We start from the raw sequence: 18,979 nt of genomic DNA, 5'->3' as shown, positions 1-18,979 counted from the left end.
GACGGTGGTGTCCATGAACGCGCACAGAGACACGTATGTGGAGACCACAGCCGGTATGCCGCCGGGCAGCCAGGAAGGCAATCGGCAGGACGGCCGGCAGGACGGCCGGCAGGGCGGCCAGGAGCCGGGCACGCCGCAGCCGGGCGCGTCGCAGCCCGGCATGGTCTTCAGCCTCGACGAGGGGACGGCACCGGAGCAGGCGGTCATCGCCCACTTCCGGCTGAGCGGCGAGGGCTTCGGCGAGGCCGCCGAGCGTCGACTGGTCTTCGAGGCGGAGCGTGCCATGGCGGCGGAGGTCGCGACGGCGGGGGTGGGAGAGGTGGACGGGGACGAGTTCGGCGGCGGCCAGGTCGCGATCTTCGCCTACGGGCCCGACGCCCAGGCCCTCTTCGCGGTGATGGAGCCGACCCTGCGGGGGCTGCCCTTCCGGCCCGCGCATGCGGTGCTGCGGGAGGGGAGCGCGGGGGACGCGGAGGCTCGGGAGTCGCGGGTCGAGTTTTAGGCACCGGTTGTGGTTGCGCTTGTGGCTGTGGCTGTGGCTGTGGCTGTGGCTGTGGCTGTGGCTGTGGCTGTGGCTGCGGCTGTGGCTGGGGCTGCGGTTGGGATTGCGGTTGCGGGTGCCGGCCGCGGATACGACCCTGACCGCTGCTGCGGTCGTGCGATGTAACGCGAACCCTCGTCGTGCTACGCGAAGCGGGCGACGTAACGACGCTGCCAGGGCGTCTCGACCGCCCGCCGGGAATAGTGCTCACGCACATAGCCGACGGCCTCGTCCGCGGGGACGCCGTCCAGGACGGCGAGGCAGGCCAGCGCGGTGCCGGTGCGGCCCTGACCGCCACCGCAGGCGACCTCCACGCGCTCGGTCGCGGCACGCCGCCAGGCCTCGCGGAACGCGTCGGCGGCGCCGGCACGATCGGACGGCAGCCGGAAGTCGGGCCAGCGCACCCAGCGGGTCTCCCAGGAGACGGGGGACGGCTCACGGCCCAGCAGGTACACGCCGAAGGCGGGGTCGGCACCCACCGGTCGGGGCTTGCGCAGCGCTCGCCCCCGGAGCAGTCGGCCGGACGGCAGCCGCAGCACCCCGGGGTCGTCCGGTTCCCAGGTACTGATCATGCCGTGAGCCTATCGAGCACCTCATCAGCGTGGCGAGGGTGCAGGTCAGCGACGGAATGGGTGCAGTGTGCAGGGGGTTTCGGAGGGGGCGCCGGGCGGTAGATGTGTACATGCCATTACGCGGCGTGTGCTGAAGCGCCGAAGCGCCGAAACGCTGATGCATCGCAACGCTGAAACGCTGAAACATCGAAGCGCTGAAGCACCGAAACGCTGAGGCGCCGAAACGCCGAAAGCCGAACCCACCAGATCAGGCACGCCGCATCTGCACGGTCCTGCACGTTTTCACGTCTCCCCTCCCTAGGAGAAGAATGTCTGGACTTGCACGGTTGGTGGCGGCTGCCGCCGTCGCCGCTCCCCTGGCCTTCGCGGCACCGGCGCAGGCGTCCACCCAGGACGTACCGCCGGAGCACGCGATCATCGTCTGCCAGGACGCGAGCTTCTACGCGAACTACAACAGCTCCACCGGGCCGTCCGGCCTCATCCGCGTCCTCTACTACGGGGACAAGGTCGGCCACACGCGCGGCGTCCACCCGGTCTACAACGGCTGGGCGGCCACCTTCGACTTCGGCAAGAGCGACTGGGGCTACGTCCGCCAGGAGTGCCTGGGAGGTTACGGATCATGGTGAGACTGCGTCCTGAGGCGACGGCCAACCGTCGCAGATCCCGGTCCCGTTCAGAATCCCGTTCTGAAGCCCGTTCTGAATCCCGTTCCCGTTCCCGTTCCAAGGTGCTCTCCGGGGCCCTGGGTCTGGCCTGCCTGACCGTGCTCGCGGTCGGTGCGACCGCTGCGCCGGCGCAGGCGGCGAACGGCCACGTGGGCGTCCGGGAGACCGTCTGCGCGCAGGACCTGTACGTGCGCACCGACCCCGGAGGGGCTTGGATGGGCACGCTCTACAAGCCGCAGACCTTCCTCGTCGAGCAGGTGCAGGGCGGCTGGGTGTACGGCTTCGCCTATGGCGACATCAACCGCCACGGCTGGGTGCAGGACGGATGGTTCTGCTGACCGGCGTGCACGCACTGCGACGACCCGTGCGGGTCTGCCCGAGGTCTACGCGGGTGGAGTCCCGTTGTGTGATGGAACGGACGCGTTGAGTGTTCGCGGCGCCCGGGGCGGGTCCCCGGGCGCCGTCGTCGTTTTCTCAGGGAATTCACAGACTGAGACAAGAGCCCTCTCAGAGCAGCGGCGGACCGTCGTATCCATGGCCACGACCACGCCCCAGAGGCGAACCGAACTGCTCAGGCCGGACGGGAGGCCCGTCCGGGTGCTAGTCGTGGACGACGAGGCGTCCATCACCGAGCTGCTGGCCCTGGCCTTGCGTTACGAGGGCTGGCAGATCCGCAGCGCGGGGGACGGTTCGGGCGCGGTGCAGACCGCCCGGTCCTTCCGGCCGGACGCCGTCGTGCTCGACATGATGCTGCCGGACATGGACGGCCTGGCCGTGCTCGGCCGGCTGCGCCGTGAGCTGCCCGACGTCCCGGTGCTCTTCCTGACGGCCAAGGACGCCGTCGAGGACCGGATCGCCGGTCTCACCGCCGGGGGCGACGACTATGTGACGAAGCCGTTCAGCCTGGAGGAGGTCGTCGCCCGGCTGCGGGGCCTGATCCGTCGCGCGGGCGCCGCCGACCGGCGCAGCGACTCCACGCTCGTCGTCGGGGACCTGATGCTGGACGAGGACAGCCACGAGGTCAGCCGTGGCGGCACCAACATCCACCTCACCGCCACCGAGTTCGAGCTGCTGCGCTTCCTGATGCGCAATCCGCGCCGGGTGCTCAGCAAGGCCCAGATCCTGGACCGGGTGTGGTCCTACGACTTCGGCGGGCAGGCCAACGTCGTCGAGCTCTACATCTCCTATCTGCGGCGGAAGATCGACGCCGGACGTGAGCCCATGATCCACACCCGGCGTGGCGCCGGATACCTGATCAAGCCTGCCGTCGCCGCATGACGGGGACGACGTGGGATGACCGAGCGCACCTGACCGACCAAGCCGGCCACGGCGACCAAGCCGGCCACGCCGGCCGGACAGGTCCGAGCGGTGCACGGGCAGCAACTTCCTCCGTACCCCTCTCCGGAGGTGGGCGGAGGTGACGGACGGGCAGCCGAATGTGGGACGGCTGCCCGGGAGGCAGCCGATTGTGGGACGGCTGCGCGGTGCGGAGCGGATGCCGAATGTGGGGCGGCGACCGCGACCGCAGAGCGGGTACGCGCCCGGGGGGAACGACTCCCGGACGCGTACCCGCTTCACGCACGCCCTGGCGCGTGCCCGGAGCCTGCGGGCCCGGCGGCCCCGCCCCCGGAGGTTCGTCGTGTGGCACCCCCGCCGCCGTTCCCTGCGCGCCCGGCTCGTCGTCGCCGCGGTCACCCTGATCGCGGTCGTCTGCACGGTGATCGGCACCGTGACCACCATCGCGCTCCGCTCGCACCTCTACGAGCAGCTGGACGACTCCCTCGGTGACCTCGGAATACGCGCGACGGGGCCGCCGAACCACGGCGTACGGGACGGCTCCGAAACCGGCGGCGGACCGCCCGCCAGGGCACCCAGGCCGCCCAGCGCGCCCTCGATGTTCCCGGGATCGGGCCCGCTGGACTTCGTCAGCAAGGGCCCGCAGGAGCTGGGCACGATAGGTGCCACCCTCGACGACTCGGGCCGCATCACACGCGCCGTCGTCAGCGAGGAGCAGAGCAGCGCGAGCACCGCCGGCCAGGCGAAGGCCGTGGCGCTCACCTCCGCACAGCGCTCGGCGCTCGGCGACACCGCGCGCGACGGGCGGCCGCACACCGTCGACCTCCCCGGCCTCGGCGGTTACCGAGTCAAGGCGGTACAGGGCGAACGCGGCTCGTACCTGGTCGGGCTGCCGACCGAGAGCGTCACCAACACGTTGAACACCCTGGTCGCGGTGGAGGTGAGCGTCACCGGCGCCGGCCTGCTCGCGGCCTCGCTGGCCGGCGCCGCCATCGTCGGCGTCGCGCTGCGCCCGCTGCGGCTGCTCTCCGCGACCGCCACCCGTGTCACCGAACTGCCGCTGCACCGTGGCGAGGTCACCCTCTACGAGCGCGTGCCCGACGCCGAGGCCGACCCGGCCACCGAGGTCGGGCAGGTCGGCGCCGCGTTCAACCGCATGCTCGACCACGTACACGAGGCGCTGGACGCACGGCAGCGCAGCGAGACGCGGGTGCGGCAGTTCGTCGCCGACGCCAGTCATGAGCTGCGTACCCCGCTGGCCTCCATCCGGGGCTACGCCGAGCTGACCCGGCGCGGCCACGAGCCGACCGGACCCGACACCCGGCACGCCCTCGGGCGCATCGAGTCCGAGGCGCACCGGATGTCGGGCCTGGTGGAGGACCTGCTGCTGCTCGCCCGGCTCGACGCGGGGCGTCCGCTCGAGCAGCAGGCAGTCGACCTCTCGCCGATCGTCGTGGACGCCCTGAGCGACGCACGCGCGGCCGGACCCGGCCACACCTGGCGCCTCGCGCTGCCCGACGACCCGATGCTGGTGCGGGGCGATCCGTCCCGCCTCCACCAGGTCCTCGTCAACCTCCTCGGCAACGCCCGTACGCACACCCCGGCCGGCAGCACCGTGACGGCTCGGGTACGGCGGGACGGCGCGTGGATACGGCTCGATGTGCTGGACGACGGGCCAGGGATCCCGCCTGACCTACTGCCGTACGTCTTCGAGCGGTTCGCCCGCGGGGACGCTTCCCGAGCGCGACGAAACGGTGCAGGCGCCGGTTCCGGTTCCGGTGCTGATGTCGGCCCTGGAGCTGATGTTGATGCTGGCCCCGGTGCCGGTACGGGTGTTGATGCCGGCCTTGGTACTGGTTCCGGTTCTGCCGGGTCCACCGGTCTCGGGCTGGCCATCGTGTACGCGGTGACCGTGGCGCACGGCGGCGACGTGACCGTGCAGAGCGAGCCGGGGCGCACCGTCTTCACCGTGCGGCTGCCTGCGGAGCCCGTCACCGAGCTGGTGGCCGAGCCGGTCTCCGGGACGTCCTGAGCCGGTCGTAGGGGTGCCCCGGCGCCGTTCGAACTCCCCCGGCGCCGAACTCATAGTTCGCGCACAGCCTCACCACACCCCCCTGATAGAGCACTTCGCGATCGTCGCCGGTATGTACACCCAATCTTCCGAGGCGACGGGATCCTGCGGGGTGGCCGGATCTCCTTCAGTGGCCGCCCCCCGCGCCCGCGGTGGTGCCCTGCCGGCTCGCATGCACCTGCCGGCACGGATGCACCTGCCGGCCGGTGCCCTGGACGCGTCGGGCAGGTCCGGCGTGCCGGTGCTGGACGTGGTGATTCCCGTCTACAACGAGGAGCGGGACCTCGAACCCTGTGTCCGGCGGCTGTACGACCACCTGATCCGCACCTTCCCGTACCCCTTCGCCATCACGATCGCGGACAACGCGTCCACCGACACCACCCCGCAGGTCGCGGCCCGGCTCGCGACGGAGCTGCCGCAGGTGCGCAGCGTCCGGCTGGAGCAGAAGGGCCGGGGCCGTGCACTGCGCACGGTGTGGTCGGCGTCCGACGCACCGGTCCTCGCGTACATGGACGTGGACCTGTCCACCGACCTCAACGCCCTGCTGCCGCTGGTCGCGCCGCTCATCTCCGGCCACTCCGACCTGGCCATAGGATCGCGGCTGACGCGCAGCTCGCGGGTGGTGCGCGGGCCGCGGCGCGAGATCATCAGCCGGGCCTACAACCTGATCCTGCGCGGCTCGCTGGCCGCCCGCTTCTCCGACGCCCAGTGCGGCTTCAAGGCGATCCGGGGGGACGTGGCGCAGGCGCTGCTGCCGCTGGTGGAGGACAGCGGGTGGTTCTTCGACACCGAGATGCTGGTGCTCGCCGAGCGCGCCGGGCTGCGCATCCACGAGGTGCCGGTCGACTGGGTCGACGACCCCGACTCGACGGTGCACGTGGTGCGGACCGCCGTCGAGGACCTGAAAGGCGTGTGGCGGGTCGGGCGGGCGCTCGCGGTCGGTGCGCTGCCGCTGGACCGGCTCGGGCGCCCGTTCGGCGACGATCCGCGCGATCGTGTGCTGGACGGTGCGGCGCGCGGGCTGACCCGCCAGGTCGTCGGCTTCGTCGTGGTCGGCGTGCTGTCCACGCTGTTCTACCTGCTGCTCTACTCCGGTTTCCGGACCTTCTCCGGGGCCCAGGTCGCCAACGCCCTCGCGCTGCTGGTCTCGGCCTTCGCCAACACGGCGGCCAACCGGCGGCTCACCTTCGGCGTACGCGGGCGTGAGCGTGCGTTGCGCCACCAGGCGCAGGGGCTCGTGGTGTTCGGCATCGGACTGGTGCTGACCAGCGGGTCGCTCGCGGCGCTGCACGCGGCGCGCGCCGACGCCCCGCACTCCACCGAGCTCGCGGTGCTGATCGCCGCCAACCTCGCGGCCACGGTGCTGCGCTTCCTGCTGCTGCGGGCCTGGGTCTTCGCCGAGCGCCGCGACCCGCTCCCAGCCCCCACCAGCGCCGGTGTCCCCGACGCCCCCCACGCTGATCCCGCCCGTTCTTCCGCCCTTCCTTCCCCCCTCCCTTCCGACCCCGATCCGAGGACCGCACGATGACGACCTTCCCTGACGCCCACGACTCCGGGGGCATCTCCCATGCCACGCCGGCAGCGGGGGAGCACGCGGCGCGCCCGGCGCCCGGTAATGCCGTCCAGGGGGCCTTCGGCCGGTTGTGGCGCGGCAGGCCCGAGGACGCGGCCTGGGCACGGCCGGTCTTCCTCCTCGCGCTCCTGGTCACCGGCCTGCTCTACCTCTGGGACCTGAGCGCGTCCGGTTACGCCAACTCCTTCTACTCGGCCGCCGCCCAGGCCGGCAGCCACAGCTGGAAGGCGTTCTTCTTCGGCTCCCTGGACGCCGGTAACGCCATCACCGTCGACAAGCCGCCGGCCGCGCTGTGGCCGATGGCGCTGTCGGTGCGGCTGTTCGGGCTCGGCTCCTGGCAGATCCTGTTCCCGCAGGCGCTGATGGCGGTGGCCACCGCGGCCGTGCTCTACGCGGCCGTGCGGCGCCGGTTCAGCGCGACGGCGGGGCTGCTCACGGTGGTGGCGTTCGCGCTGACGCCGGTGGCGGCGCTGATGTTCCGCTTCAACAACCCGGACGCGCTGCTCGCCCTCCTCATGACCGTCACGGTCTACCTGGTGCTGCGCGCACTGGCGGACGGCCGCTCGAAGTGGCTGGTCTGGGCCGGTGTCGCGGTCGGCTTCGCGTTCCTCGTCAAGACCCTCCAGGCCTTCCTGATCCTGCCGCCGCTGGCGCTGCTCTATGCCGTCTGCGCCCCGGTGCGGCCGCGCCGGCGGTTCGGGCAGCTGGCGCTGGCGGGCCTCGCCATGGTGGTGGCCGGCGGCTGGTGGGTCGCCATCGTCGAACTGTGGCCGGCCTCGTCCCGCCCGTACATCGGCGGCTCGCAGCACAACTCGTTCCTGGAACTGACGTTCGGCTACAACGGCTTCGGCCGGCTCAACGGCAACGAGACCGGCAGCGTCGGCGGGGGCGGCGGCCCGGGCGGTGGCGGCGGCATGTGGGGCGAGAGCGGCATCGGCCGGATGTTCAACGCGGAGATCGGCAGCCAGATCTCCTGGCTGCTGCCGGCCGCGCTGATCCTGCTGGTCGCCGGCCTGCTGCTGACCTGGCGGGCGGCTGGGCGCACCTCCCACGCCCTTAGGGCAGTGGGGGATGACGCGATGCGCGCGGCCTTCCTCGCCTGGGGCGGCGCGCTGCTCATGACCGGTGGCGTCTTCAGCTTCATGGCCGGGATCTTCCACCAGTACTACACGGTGGCCCTGGCCCCCTACATCGCGGCGCTCGTCGGCATGGGCGCGACGGCGCTGTGGGAGCAGCGGTCCCGCCGCTGGCCGTACCTCGCGCTGGCCGGCACGGTCGCGGTGACCGGCTGGTGGTCGTACGTGCTGCTGGGCCGTACGCCGGACTACCTCCCCTGGCTGCGCTGGACCGTGCTGGTCGGCGGCCTGCTGGCCGCCGTGGGCCTGGCGGCCGGCTGGGCGACGGAGCGCACGACCGCGGCGCGCGCACGGCACGGCGGCACCACCGTGGTGGCCGCCGAGGCCGGCGCGCCTGGGTGGTCGGCGCCCGTGGCGCCGGGCGCCGACTACGGCGAAGGTGCCGGTGCCGGTGCCGGAGGCGGTGCCGGTACCGGCGTCGGCCGCGGCATCCGGCGGGCGGTCGTGATCGCCGCGGGCGTCGGCGTGGCGGCCTGCCTCGCGGGCCCGACGGCGTACAGCCTCACCACGGTGAACACCGGTCACAGCGGCTCCATCGTCACGGCCGGCCCGGCCGGCGCCAGCATGATGGGCGGGCCCGGCGGCGGACGGCACGGCGAGTGGCCGGGCGGCGGCTTCCCCGGTGGCGGGCAGGCCGGCGGCCCCGGCGGCGCGCAGGGCAACGGTCCGACCGGCGCGGGCTGGAACGGAACCGGCGGTCAGGGCAAGGGCCAGGGCCAGCTGCCGGGTCAGGGTCAGATGCCCGGCCAGGGTGGCCAGCAGGGCCAAGGCCAAGGCGGCACGGGCGGCACGGGCGGCACGGGCGGCGGAAACGGCCAGTTCCCGGGCGGCTTCCCCGGCGCCGGCGGGCAGGCCGGCGGCGGCACTGGCGGTAAGCGTGGCGGTGGTGGCGGCATGGGCGGACTGCTCGACGGGGCCGATGTCTCCGCCTCCGCCAAGAAGCTGCTGGAGAAGGACGCCGGCAAGTACACCTGGGTCGCCGCGGCCACCGGCTCCCAGAACGCGGCCAGCTACCAGCTGGCCACCGACCACTCCGTCATGGCGATCGGCGGCTTCAACGGCAGCGACCCGTCCCCGACCCTCAGCCAGTTCAAGAAGTACGTGGCGGACGGCCGGATCCACTACTTCATCGCCGGCGGCATGGGCGGCATGGGCGGTGGCCCGGGAGGCGGCGAGACGGCCGGCGGGACGGCCGGCGGCATGGGCGGCTCCAGCCGGGGCGGCAGCAACGTCTCGTCGGAGATCAGCTCCTGGGTGCAGAAGACCTTCAAGAAGGTCACCGTGGGCGACGCGACGTTCTACGACCTGACGACCAAGTCGTCCTAGGCGACCAAGGCGTCCTCGTAACGTCGGAACGGAGCGTTCCCGGACGGTATGGCATGGCGTGCCGGGCAGGTCTTCGGACCGGCCCGGCACGTCGTCGTCCGCGCACGACGCCTGTGCGGGAAACGCCCGTCGCCGTGCGGCCTACCGCCCCCGTTCCAGCGTCAGATCGGCCACCACGGGCCGGTGGTCGGAGGCGAGCGTGTCCGGCACCGTCACCTCGTGCACCCGCACGTGGTCCCGGGACGCGGTGACGAAGTCGATCCGCTGCTCCGGGTTCTGCGCCGGGTAGGTGTACCCGGCGGCGCCCGCTTCGGGGCCTGGCCCGGCGTCCTGGAGGCCCTGCCAGAGGGGGGCCAGTTCGGGGGCGTCGTGGGGCGCGTTGAAGTCGCCGAGCAGCAGCTGGCGGGGGCAGTGGCCGGCGCCCGTGCCCGCCGTCCCGGCACAGTCCTCGGCCATGATCCGCCGCGTGTCGGCCACCTGCATCTCACGCACCGCCGGGTCGGCCCGGTAGTCCAGATGCGTCTCGTACACGTGCACCGGCATGCCCTGGACGCGGATGACGGCTTCGGGGAAGCCCGGCGCGGGCGCCGGGACCGGGTCGGGGTCCTGCGTGGAGAGCCGGGTCAGATCGTGGTTCTCGGTCGACTCGAACCGGTACCGGGACAGGATCGCCACGCCGTACTGCCGGCGCGGTGCGCCCTCGGACGGTGGGTCGAGATCGTAGATCGGGGCGAAGTAGACGTACATGTGCAACCGCTGGGACAGCTCGGTGGCGAGATCGCGCCACTCGCTGCGGGTGTCCCAGTGCACGTCGACCTCTTCAAGACCGATGACGTCGGCGTGCATCGCACGGAGCGCGTCGGTCTGGCGGTCGAGGTCGAAGACGTTGTCCATGCCGGCGCCGGCATGGATGTTGTACGTGGCGACCCGCAGGGGAACGCCGCCCGGGGCCGCCTGTGCCGTGCCGGGCGCCGTGGCCACCGCTGCCAGCACCGTTGCCGCCGCCAGCAGCCACTTCACCCCGCGTCTGTGCCGTGCCATAACACCCACCCCATCGCCGAGGGACCCAGCGGGTCCGTGTCGCACTCGTGAGATCGCTCTTGAGACCGTTCTTGAGACCAACGGGTTCGAGCAGGAACCCGCCGATTGGCAGGTTCATGGTTCATGCGCGGAGAACGCTACCGGCTGAAATCGAGTTGTACACCGTATGACGTCCCGCTTTCATGCCGTCTCGACAGCCGGCCGCAGGAGCCGGACGCCCTGCCGAAGGGAGCGGAGGATGACGGCTGGTCAGCCTCGCCCCACACGCCGGCGATTCACCGAATACCGGGCGTGACGTGCAGCGTTTGAGTAAGCGGATGATCAGGGACGTACCTGGCATCGGGGCGCCGCGACAGCGGAATCCCGCACTGCGGAACTCGGTTCCCCTGTAACGGAAACTGCGTCGCACCCGCATAGCATCGAGAGAGGCAAGGCCGGAATCGTCCGGTGCGACGAGGCGCGTGGGACGTCGGAAGGGGTGGCAATGGCGAGGGCAGCCGACCACACGGAGCATCCGCGGGTCAGCGTCTGGCTGCATGGCAAGGCCTCGCGCGGCAGTGTGGCCCGCCGGTCCGAACAGCCCAGTGGCCTTGACCGGGAACGCATCACCGAGGCCACCGTGCGGCTGCTGGATGCCGAAGGCCTCCCCCGGTTCTCCATGCGCAGGCTCGCCGGAGAGCTGGACGTCACGGCCATGTCCGTCTACTGGTACGTGGACACCAAGGACGACCTGCTCGAACTGGCCCTCGACGCGGCCCTGGGCGAGCTGGCGCTACCGCCCGACGACTCCGCCGACGACTGGCGTGCGCAGTTGCGGCTGCTGGCCTTCGAATACCGGGCGCTGCTGGTGCGCCACCCCTGGATGTCCTCCCTCGCGGGCACCTTCCTGAACATCGGCCCGCACGCCATGAACCTCGCACGCGCCCTCCGGCGCGCCGTCGGCGGCACCGGGTTGCCGCAGCACGAGCAGGCCGGCGCGATCTCGGCGGTCTTCCAGTTCGTGTACGGCTTCGGCACCATCGAGGGCCACTTCATCCAGCGGTGCGAGCAGGCCGGGATGGCGCAGGACGCGTACTTCCAGGAGGCGGTGAACACCATCCGGGCCACACCCGAGGTGGCCCAGGCCCTCCGGGAGTCCACCGGGGTCGCCGGGGCGGCCTGGGGAAGCGGCGAGTCGGTGGAGGCGATGCGCGAACGGGAGTTCCTGTTCGCGCTGGATCTGCTGGTGGCAGGCATCGAGGCGATGGTCGCTCGCGCGTAGGCCGACACCGGGTTGCTCTTGTGGTCAAGGGTGACCACACCCACCTGGGGGCGCGGGGAACTGCGCGACCGGCTCCGACGAGACGGTCGGGTCGTCGCCGTCCGAAGGGGGTTGTTTCTGTCGTGTCCGGACCACCGGCCGGTGGGTGGTTGCTCGCGCCCGCGCGGCGGAGCCGCACATCGATACAGTCCCGCGCCCCTTTGGTGGTCCGCGTCCGACGCAGGGCGCCCCCGCTTCCTTAGGGGCGCGGGGAACTGCGCGACCAGCCCCGACGAGACCGTCAGGTCGTCACCGACCCAAAGGGGCTGTTTCTGTCGTGTTCGGACCACCGGCCCGGCGGTGGGTTGCTCGCGCCCGCGTGGCGGAGCCGCACATCGATACAGTCCCGCGCCCCTTTGGTGGTCCGCGTCCGACGCAGGGCGCCCCCGCTTCTTAGGGGCGCGGGGAACTGCGCGACCAGCCCCGACGAGACCGTCAGGTCGTCACCGACCCAAAGGGGCTGTTTCTGTCGTGTTCGGACCACCGGCCCGGCGGTGGGTTGCTCGCGCCCGCGCGGCGGAGCCGCACATCGATACAGTCCCGCGCCCCTTGTCAGGCGCCTTCGGCGCCAAGAAGGCCGGTGTGGGCGCCTAGGTCACTGATTCGAAAGACGCGCGGGGAACCCCCCGGTCGCCACCGGCCCCCACCGCGTGGGAGTAACCCGAATCAGCGACTTCCCCTGCGTGCGCATCGCTTCGCGATACTCGTCCCAGTCGGGGTGCTCCCCGGCGATGTTCCGGTAGTACTCCACGAGCGGCTCGATGGACTCCGGCGTGTCCAGGACCTCCGCCGTCCCGTCCACCTGCACCCACGGCCCGTTCCACTCGTCGCTGAGGACCACCACGCTGACGTTCGTGTCCCGCTTGGCGTTGCGCGTCTTGGCGCGTTCCGGATAGGTCGAGACGACGATGCGGCCCGCGTCATCGACGCCGCACGTCAGCGGGGACGCCTGCGGCGAGCCGTCGGCCCGCCGCGTGAGCAGGATCGCCCGGTGTCGCGGGCGGACGAAGTCGAGCAGGTCCTCCAGCGACACTTTGGTGTTCGTTGCGATGTTCGGTGCCATGCTCGGCAGCCTACGCCCGCGCTCGAGCCGCGGCCCGACCTCGCGCGGGCGCGGCGTCGCGTGGGCGCCGTACGTCACGCGCTGGGCAGCTGATCGCCCTCGACCGCCTGGACGTTCAGCTCCACCTGGAGCGTCGTGCCGATCATGCCCAGGCCCTTCTTGAGGAACTGGTTGTAGTCGATCGCGAAGTCCTCGCGGTGCAGTTCCGTGGTGGCCCGGAACGCGGCGCGGATGCCGCCCCACGGGTCGGGGTTGGTGCCCAGGTAGGTCAGGTCCAGGTCGACGGAGCGCACGTAGCCGTGCAGGCCCAGTTCGCCGTGCACCGTCCAGCGGTCGGGGCCGGCGGGGCTGAGGCCCGTGGACTGGTAGGTGAGCTCCGGGAAGCGCTTGACGTCCATGAAGTCCGGCGAGCGCAGGTGCTCGTCGCGGTTGGGGTTGCCGGTGTCGACGGAGGCCGTCTCGATGACCGCCCCGACGCTGGACTTCTCGATCTTCTCGGGGTTCGGGGCGTCCTCGCCGTACTCGGCGATCTCGATCCTGCCCCGGAACTCCTTGAACCGGCCGTGCACGCTGGACATGCCCAGGTGCTGGACGGTGAAGACGACGGAGGAATGCGCCGGGTCGATGGTCCACACACCGGGCGCCGGCAGCTCCGTCGTGCCGTGCCGCGCGAGCACGACCTGGCCGACCTCGGCGCGGCCACCGGCCGAGACGATCGCGGTGGAGGCGCTGGGAACGTAGCCGGCGGCGGTGACGATCACCGTGTACCAGCCGGGGACGAGGGGGGTCTCATCGCGCACATGGCCGTCGTCGTCGGCCTCGACACGCAGGATCTGGGTGCCGGTCATGTCGGTCAGGGTGACGACCGCGTGTGACACGGCCCAACCGTCGCGCGTACGAACTCGCGCACTCAACGCCATTTCGTACTTCTCCTCTTACTTCGGGTCTTGCTCGTGGATGCCCGGTGGGGCGGCCGCCGACGAACGCCGGTGGGCCGGGGCGGAGGGTGGTGGGCACGGTCCACGGCGCACGGTGTGCCGATGCCCTCGAACCGCCCGACCCTCGGCCGACCCGCCTTCCGCATAGGCAGGCCGGCCCGGTCGGACGCTCGCGGCCATCGACACCGCACCGTGGACTTTCGGGGCCAAGGTAAGGCCCCGAGGAGCCGTCAGTCCTCCGGATGCGAGAGTTCCACGTCGTGGTTCTCGACGCCGCGGCCGCTCACCCAGAGCCCGGACGCCTGGGGCGGGTACCCCGTGGCGATCACGGTGTACTCCCCGTCGTCCAGGTCGGCGAACGCGTACGCGCCGTCCGCGCCGGTGGTGGCCGTGGCCGCCACGTTGCCGGCGGCGTCCACGAGGGTGACCCGCGCGTCGTTCAGGGGCGCTCCCTGGGCCCGCACGACACCGCTCACGCCGGATCCGGAGCTGAGCGGGATCTCGATGCGGGTGATGCCGTTGCCGCTGATCTCCACGGGCAGGGCGATCGGGCGGCGGTCGGGGGCGTTGACCGCGACGGTCACCGCGCCGGGCACCAGCTCGGCGAAGCCGAAGTCGCCCTGCGGCCCGGTGCTCCCGGTGGCCAGCACATCGCCCCTGGCGTCGGTCACGATCACCACGGCGCCGGGCACCGGCTCACCGGTCTCGGCGCGCTGCACCACGCCGCTGAGCCCGCTGGTGCCGCTGAGCAGGATGTCGAACGCGACCGGCTGGTCGCTGACGACGACCGTGGACGCCTGCGGCTGGTAGCCGTCGGCGGAGGCGATCAGGACGTACGAGCCCGCGCCGGGCACGCCCACCTGGTAGCCGCCGTCGATGTGGGCCATCGCACGGCCCAGCTGGCGGCCGGCCGGCGAGATCAGGGTCACCGCCGCCCGGGCCACCGGCTTGCCCTCCGCGCTGCGCACGAAGCCGTGGATGTCGCTGCCGCCGGTGCCGCCGTCGGCCAGTCCGCCCGAGCCGTTCATCGTGGCGGCGGTGGCGGTGGCGGCCAGCTGCTGCCGGCCGTAGGGGTCGGCGTCGGCTGCCGGGACCCCGGCCCAGCTGGGCACCCGCTCGCGGCGCGGCAGGTCGGGCAGCCCCTCGGAAAGTCCCTCGGACAGCTCCTCGGAGGCGGCGACCGGCTCCATCGGCTGGGTGGCCTCGGCCGGCTCGGCGAGCGGCATTCCGGCGTGCGCGGCTTCGGCGGCGGCTTCGTTCTCGTTCATCTGGTTCTCAGCCTCCTGGGCGAGCGCGCCGGTGGTACGCAACGGGACCTCTTTGATGAACAGCACGATGATAAAGGCGAGGGCCGCGAGCGGAGCGGCCAACAGGAAGATGTCCGCGATGCCGTGCCCGTAGGAGCTCTGCATGATCGTGCGGAGCGGCTCGGGCAGCTTGCTCAGGTCGGGGATCTGGTCGCTGCCCGATCCGCCGGAGGCCGCCAGCGCGGCACCCTTCGGGCCAAGGGCGGCGAGACCGTCCTTCATGTAGTGGGTGATACGGGTCGCCATGAACGCGCCGAGCGCCGAGACGCCGATCGTGCCACCGAGGGAACGGAAGAACGTCACGGTGGAGCTGGCGGAACCGAGGTCGGCGAGCGACACCTGGTTCTGCACGGCGAGCACCAGGTTCTGCATGCTCATACCGATGCCGAGACCCATCAGCGCCATGAAGATCGCGATGTGCCAGTACGGGGTGTCGTAGCGCATGGTGCTCAGCAGGCCGAGCCCGGCGGTGAGGAAGACCATGCCCGCGACCAGCCACATCTTCCACTTGCCGGTCTTGGTGATGATCTGCCCGGAGACGGTGGAGGCCACGAAGAGCCCACCGATCATCGGGATGGTCAGCACACCGGACATGGTCGGCGTCTCACCGCGCGCCAGCTGGAAGAACTGGCTGAAGAAGATGGTGCCGACGAACATCGCCACACCGACGAAGAGCGAGCCGACCGAGGTGAGCGCGATGGTGCGGTTGCGGAAGAGCCGCAGCGGGATGATCGGGTTCCTGGCCTTGCTCTCGACCAGCAGGAAGAGCAGGATCAGCGCGACGGCGCCGCCGACCATGCTGTAGGTCTGCCAGGAGGCCCAGTCGTAGTTCTTGCCCGCGAAGGTGACCCAGAGCAGCAGCAGGCAGACCGCGGTGGTGATGAAGAACGCGCCGCCCCAGTCGACCTTGACGTCCCGCTTCACGACGGGCAGCTTCAGCGTCCTCTGGAGCACGATGATGGCGACGATGGCGAAGGGCACGCCCACGTAGAAACACCAGCGCCAGCCCAGCCAGTCGGTGTCGGTGATGACGCCGCCGAGCAGCGGGCCGCCGACGGTGGCCACGGCGAACGTGGCCCCCAGGTAGCCGCTGTAGCGCCCGCGCTCGCGGGGCGAGATCATCGCGGCCATCACGATCTGCGCGAGGGCGGACAGACCGCCACCACCGAGGCCCTGCACCACACGGCAGGCGATCAGCATGCCCGGGTTCTGGGAGAGCCCCGCCACCACGGAGCCTGCGATGAACAGGGTCAGGGCTATCTGTATCAGCAGCTTCTTCGAGAACAGGTCGGCGAGCTTGCCCCAGAGCGGCGTGGTCGCCGTCATCGCCAGCAGCGACGCGGTCACGACCCAGGTGTAGGCGCTCTCGCCGCCACCCAGGTCACTGATGATGCGGGGCAGAGCGTTGGAGACGATCGTCGACGACAGGATCGCGACGAACATGCCGAGCAGCACACCGGTCAGTGCCTCCATGATCTGCCGGTGTGTCATCTGTGCGCCGTCGGGCGCACCTCCGTGCTTGGCATGGCTGCCCCGCACACCGGATGGTGTGGTCGTTGCCATGGGCGTCCTTTTCTGGTGCGTAGTCATGCGTTCTGGTGGGGGTGTACGGGCCGGTCCTGCACGCGCGAGGTCACTGCGGCGCGGCGGCGGTGTGCTGTGGCTCCGGGAGGCGGTCCGGGGGGTTCGCGGGGTCCGGTGCCGGGTGGTGGGAGTCGTCGAAACTGACGCGGAGTCGGGCGAGTTGACTGTTCAGCTGGTCTACATCGTCGTCCGACCAGTCCGCCAGACATCTGGCGAGGGCTCGCACATAACGATCGGAGAGCTCGGCGAGCCTCTCGGTCCCCTCGACGGTGAGGGTGAGGATGCGGGAACGCCGGTCGTCGGGATCCGGCGACCGGCTGATCCAGCCGCGGTCCGCGCAGTGCGTCACATGGCGACTGGTGACCGACATGTCCACGGCGAGCAGCTCGGCGAGCCGGCCCATCCGCATCGCACCGTGTCGATCGAGCAGCGCGAGCACGGCGACCGCGCCGGACGGGCAGTCCGGCGGCAGCATCCTTGCCAGTCCCCGTTTCACGGCACCGATCGCGCTCAGCTGCTGCGCCAGCTCCTCGTACTGGCGGCGACCGGCCATGGCACCTCCTGGGGATCATTTGTTGCTCAAGGCAACCGTAAGATATTTGGTTGCCACAGGCAAACGATATGGTGGTCCTATAGTCCAAGAATCGGTAAAAGGGTGTATAGGGCCTGGCAAACATGTGGCTCCACGGGGTGGGGGTGACCTGTGGGACGGATGGTCGACTTCGCTAGGGTCCTGGCCCATGGCACACAACCCCCAAGCCCCGCAGGGCCCCGAGGGCAACCACGACCCCGCCGGCAGCACCCAGATGTTCCGCGCCTTCGTCGACGAAGGAGCACCGAGGGGCGCCCAGCCGACGGCCGCGCCCGCCCGCTCCGGAGGACCGCGCATCGGCGTGATCCTCGGCGTGGTGGCGGTGATCGTCGTCGTCGCGGCGGTCGCCTGGCTCGCTCTGGGCTAGCCGGGCGGGCCTTTTCCTCGGGCGTGGGTGATCCGGGGTGGCCCCGGAGGCCCCGGAGGCTCCGGAGCGGGGTCGCTCCGCTGTGGTGCCGCCGCGTGGGCGTGAGCGGCCGGCCGCCGGGCGGGTGGTCCGTCCGGATGCGACGGAGATGGCCCGTTTGGGTCGGTGGCGATCCGACGGTCTCGTCGGGGCTGGTCGCGCAGTTCCCCGCGCCCCTAAGAAAGCCGGGGTGCCCTGCGACGTACGCGCACCACTGAAGGGGCGCGGGACTGTATCGATCTGCGGCTCCGCCGCGTGGGCGCGAGCAACCGGCCGCCGGGCCGGTGGTCCGGATGCGACAGACACAGCCCCCTTTCGGCCGGTGGCGACCCGCAGCAGGGTCGCGTCGGGACTGGGTGCGCCCACGAGCCTGGGCGCGCCCACGCGGCGGAGCCGCAGAATGTCACGGCCCCGCGCCCCCTACGGAAGCCGGCACCGACGATGCACCGGCATCCGGGGCACCCGGGTGACGCAACGCGTCCGCCCCGGAGCATCAGGTCTCCGGGGCGGATGGCAGTCCGACGGCCGAACGTCGGAAACGTTCGGCCGGTGGTTCGGGTCAGTCGGAGATCAGGCCCTCCCGAAGCTGCGCCAGCGTGCGCGTGAGCAGGCGGGAGACGTGCATCTGGGAGATGCCGACCTCCTCGCCGATCTGGGACTGCGTCATGTTCGCGAAGAAGCGGAGCATGATGATGCGGCGCTCGCGGGACGGCAGCTTCGCCAGCAGCGGCTTGAGCGACTCGCGGTACTCGACGCCTTCCAGGGCGGTGTCCTCGTAGCCCAGCCGGTCGGCGAGGGAGCCTTCGCCGCCGTCGTCCTCGGGTGCGGGAGAGTCCAGCGAGGAGGCGGTGTAGGCGTTGCCGACCGCGAGGCCGTCGACCACGTCCTCCTCGGAGACGCCGAGGGCCGTGGCGAGTTCGGGCACGGTCGGGGAGCGGTCGAGGCGCTGGGAGAGCTCGTCGCTCGCCTTGGTGAGGGCGAGGCGCAGCTCCTGGAGCCGGCGCGGGACCCGGACCGACCACGAGGTGTCCCGGAAGAACCGCTTGATCTCGCCGACCACGGTGGGCATCGCGAAGGTCGGGAACTCCACGCCTCGTTCGCAGTCGAAGCGGTCGATGGCCTTGATCAGGCCGATCGTGCCGACCTGGACGATGTCCTCCATCGGCTCGTTGCGGCTGCGGAAGCGGGCGGCGGCGTAGCGGACCAGCGGGAGGTTCAGTTCGATCAGGGTGTCGCGGACGTAGGCGCGCTCCGGGCTGTTCTCGTCGAGGGCGCCGAGCCGCAGGAAGAGCGAGCGGGACAGGGTGCGGGTGTCGATGGCTTCCGATGCCGGTGCAGGAAGGGCCTCGGGCTCGGGTACGGGCGCGGACGCCTGCGTGAGCGCGGGCTCAGGCTCGCTCGCGCCAAGCGTGAGCACCTTCGAGCTGCCCTGTTCTACGGACATGCCACCCCCTTGAGGTCGCGGAAGAAACGCTGCCGGATGCTCCGTCGAGTAACGCAGCCTCCACCTGAATACCGGAGGTGCGGCTTCGCCAAACGCAGTTCCAGCAGAATGTCACATGTCGGCA

General features: G+C 71.4%; 16 protein-coding genes. 9 read left to right on the top strand and 7 right to left on the bottom strand.

The annotated features are described in order from the left end of the window. Nucleotides 1-13 precede the first annotated feature (13 nt). Nucleotides 14-502 (top strand): hypothetical protein, encoded by a 489-nt coding sequence (locus NQO67_RS09475; RefSeq protein ID WP_255949335.1) that lies wholly within the window; start codon nucleotides 14-16, stop codon nucleotides 500-502. A gap of 182 nt (nucleotides 503-684) precedes the next feature. Here the strand turns inward: NQO67_RS09475 and NQO67_RS09470 are convergent, their stop codons facing one another. After that, nucleotides 685-1,113, bottom strand: a complete 429-nt coding sequence (locus NQO67_RS09470; protein ID WP_255949333.1) for a protein-tyrosine phosphatase family protein — start codon at nucleotides 1,111-1,113, stop codon at nucleotides 685-687. A 308-nt stretch (nucleotides 1,114-1,421) separates the two neighbouring features. Here NQO67_RS09470 and NQO67_RS09465 point away from each other — a divergent pair, with 308 nt between their 5' ends. From NQO67_RS09465 to NQO67_RS09440, 6 genes are all read left to right on the top strand, one after another. Continuing rightward, a complete protein-coding gene (locus tag NQO67_RS09465) occupies nucleotides 1,422-1,739 on the top strand; it encodes a hypothetical protein (RefSeq protein WP_255949331.1) in 318 nt (105 codons plus the stop codon). A gap of 101 nt (nucleotides 1,740-1,840) precedes the next feature. Then, nucleotides 1,841-2,116 (top strand): hypothetical protein, encoded by a 276-nt coding sequence (locus tag NQO67_RS09460; RefSeq protein ID WP_255949329.1) that lies wholly within the window; start codon nucleotides 1,841-1,843, stop codon nucleotides 2,114-2,116. 196 nt (nucleotides 2,117-2,312) lie between these two features. Further along, nucleotides 2,313-3,056 (top strand): response regulator transcription factor, encoded by a 744-nt coding sequence (locus NQO67_RS09455; protein ID WP_255949328.1) that lies wholly within the window; start codon nucleotides 2,313-2,315, stop codon nucleotides 3,054-3,056. A gap of 217 nt (nucleotides 3,057-3,273) precedes the next feature. After that, nucleotides 3,274-5,106 (top strand): sensor histidine kinase, encoded by a 1,833-nt coding sequence (locus NQO67_RS09450; RefSeq protein WP_374118938.1) that lies wholly within the window; start codon nucleotides 3,274-3,276, stop codon nucleotides 5,104-5,106. A gap of 211 nt (nucleotides 5,107-5,317) precedes the next feature. Beyond that, on the top strand, nucleotides 5,318-6,673 hold the full coding sequence (locus NQO67_RS09445; RefSeq protein WP_255949633.1) for a bifunctional glycosyltransferase family 2/GtrA family protein: 1,356 nt from the start codon (nucleotides 5,318-5,320) through the stop codon (nucleotides 6,671-6,673). Beyond that, on the top strand, nucleotides 6,670-9,180 hold the full coding sequence (locus NQO67_RS09440; protein WP_255949326.1) for an ArnT family glycosyltransferase: 2,511 nt from the start codon (nucleotides 6,670-6,672) through the stop codon (nucleotides 9,178-9,180). Before NQO67_RS09445 ends, NQO67_RS09440 begins: the two co-directional genes overlap by 4 nt. A gap of 141 nt (nucleotides 9,181-9,321) precedes the next feature. On the opposite strand, the gene NQO67_RS09435 is transcribed toward NQO67_RS09440, so the two are convergent. Next, a complete protein-coding gene (locus NQO67_RS09435; protein WP_255949325.1) occupies nucleotides 9,322-10,221 on the bottom strand; it encodes an endonuclease/exonuclease/phosphatase family protein in 900 nt (299 codons plus the stop codon). 484 nt (nucleotides 10,222-10,705) lie between these two features. Here NQO67_RS09435 and NQO67_RS09430 point away from each other — a divergent pair, with 484 nt between their 5' ends. Then, on the top strand, nucleotides 10,706-11,482 hold the full coding sequence (locus tag NQO67_RS09430) for a TetR/AcrR family transcriptional regulator (protein WP_255949324.1): 777 nt from the start codon (nucleotides 10,706-10,708) through the stop codon (nucleotides 11,480-11,482). Between the two features lie 634 nt (nucleotides 11,483-12,116). Here NQO67_RS09430 and NQO67_RS09425 read toward each other — a convergent pair. The 4 genes from NQO67_RS09425 to NQO67_RS09410 form a co-directional block, all read right to left on the bottom strand. Beyond that, a complete protein-coding gene (locus NQO67_RS09425) occupies nucleotides 12,117-12,584 on the bottom strand; it encodes a PPOX class F420-dependent oxidoreductase (RefSeq protein WP_255949323.1) in 468 nt (155 codons plus the stop codon). 74 nt (nucleotides 12,585-12,658) lie between these two features. Beyond that, nucleotides 12,659-13,504: a YceI family protein gene (locus NQO67_RS09420; protein WP_255949322.1), complete on the bottom strand. Its 846-nt coding sequence runs from the start codon at nucleotides 13,502-13,504 to the stop codon at nucleotides 12,659-12,661. Nucleotides 13,505-13,752: 248 nt separating this feature from the next. Then, nucleotides 13,753-16,320: an MFS transporter gene (locus NQO67_RS09415; RefSeq protein ID WP_508493623.1), complete on the bottom strand. Its 2,568-nt coding sequence runs from the start codon at nucleotides 16,318-16,320 to the stop codon at nucleotides 13,753-13,755. Between the two features lie 142 nt (nucleotides 16,321-16,462). Further along, nucleotides 16,463-16,966, bottom strand: coding sequence for a MarR family winged helix-turn-helix transcriptional regulator (locus NQO67_RS09410; RefSeq protein WP_255949319.1), 504 nt, complete (start codon nucleotides 16,964-16,966; stop codon nucleotides 16,463-16,465). Between the two features lie 187 nt (nucleotides 16,967-17,153). On the opposite strand from NQO67_RS09410, the gene NQO67_RS09405 reads away from it, so the two are divergent. Next, nucleotides 17,154-17,372, top strand: coding sequence for a hypothetical protein (locus NQO67_RS09405; protein WP_255949317.1), 219 nt, complete (start codon nucleotides 17,154-17,156; stop codon nucleotides 17,370-17,372). Between the two features lie 598 nt (nucleotides 17,373-17,970). Here the strand turns inward: NQO67_RS09405 and NQO67_RS09400 are convergent. Then, the gene (locus tag NQO67_RS09400) at nucleotides 17,971-18,855 is read right to left on the bottom strand and encodes an RNA polymerase sigma factor SigF (protein WP_255949315.1); all 885 of its coding nucleotides are present in this window, start codon (nucleotides 18,853-18,855) and stop codon (nucleotides 17,971-17,973) included. Between the last annotated feature and the right edge of the window lie 124 nt (nucleotides 18,856-18,979).

Source organism: Streptomyces odontomachi (assembly GCF_024435355.1).
GTDB lineage: Bacteria > Actinomycetota > Actinomycetes > Streptomycetales > Streptomycetaceae > Streptomyces > Streptomyces odontomachi.
This window is presented reverse-complemented; position numbering and strand designations above follow the sequence as displayed.

Coding starts and splice junctions, on each gene's coding strand:
- NQO67_RS09475 (WP_255949335.1), top strand. CDS start 14: ATGAACGCGCACAGAGACACGTATGTGGAGACCACAGCCGGTATGCCG.
- NQO67_RS09470 (WP_255949333.1), bottom strand. CDS start 1,113: ATGATCAGTACCTGGGAACCGGACGACCCCGGGGTGCTGCGGCTGCCG.
- NQO67_RS09465 (WP_255949331.1), top strand. CDS start 1,422: ATGTCTGGACTTGCACGGTTGGTGGCGGCTGCCGCCGTCGCCGCTCCC.
- NQO67_RS09455 (WP_255949328.1), top strand. CDS start 2,313: ATGGCCACGACCACGCCCCAGAGGCGAACCGAACTGCTCAGGCCGGAC.
- NQO67_RS09450 (WP_374118938.1), top strand. CDS start 3,274: ATGCCGAATGTGGGGCGGCGACCGCGACCGCAGAGCGGGTACGCGCCC.
- NQO67_RS09445 (WP_255949633.1), top strand. CDS start 5,318: ATGCACCTGCCGGCACGGATGCACCTGCCGGCCGGTGCCCTGGACGCG.
- NQO67_RS09440 (WP_255949326.1), top strand. CDS start 6,670: ATGACGACCTTCCCTGACGCCCACGACTCCGGGGGCATCTCCCATGCC.
- NQO67_RS09435 (WP_255949325.1), bottom strand. CDS start 10,221: ATGGCACGGCACAGACGCGGGGTGAAGTGGCTGCTGGCGGCGGCAACG.
- NQO67_RS09430 (WP_255949324.1), top strand. CDS start 10,706: ATGGCGAGGGCAGCCGACCACACGGAGCATCCGCGGGTCAGCGTCTGG.
- NQO67_RS09425 (WP_255949323.1), bottom strand. CDS start 12,584: ATGGCACCGAACATCGCAACGAACACCAAAGTGTCGCTGGAGGACCTG.
- NQO67_RS09420 (WP_255949322.1), bottom strand. CDS start 13,504: ATGGCGTTGAGTGCGCGAGTTCGTACGCGCGACGGTTGGGCCGTGTCA.
- NQO67_RS09415 (WP_508493623.1), bottom strand. CDS start 16,320: ATGACACACCGGCAGATCATGGAGGCACTGACCGGTGTGCTGCTCGGC.
- NQO67_RS09410 (WP_255949319.1), bottom strand. CDS start 16,966: ATGGCCGGTCGCCGCCAGTACGAGGAGCTGGCGCAGCAGCTGAGCGCG.
- NQO67_RS09405 (WP_255949317.1), top strand. CDS start 17,154: ATGGCACACAACCCCCAAGCCCCGCAGGGCCCCGAGGGCAACCACGAC.
- NQO67_RS09400 (WP_255949315.1), bottom strand. CDS start 18,855: ATGTCCGTAGAACAGGGCAGCTCGAAGGTGCTCACGCTTGGCGCGAGC.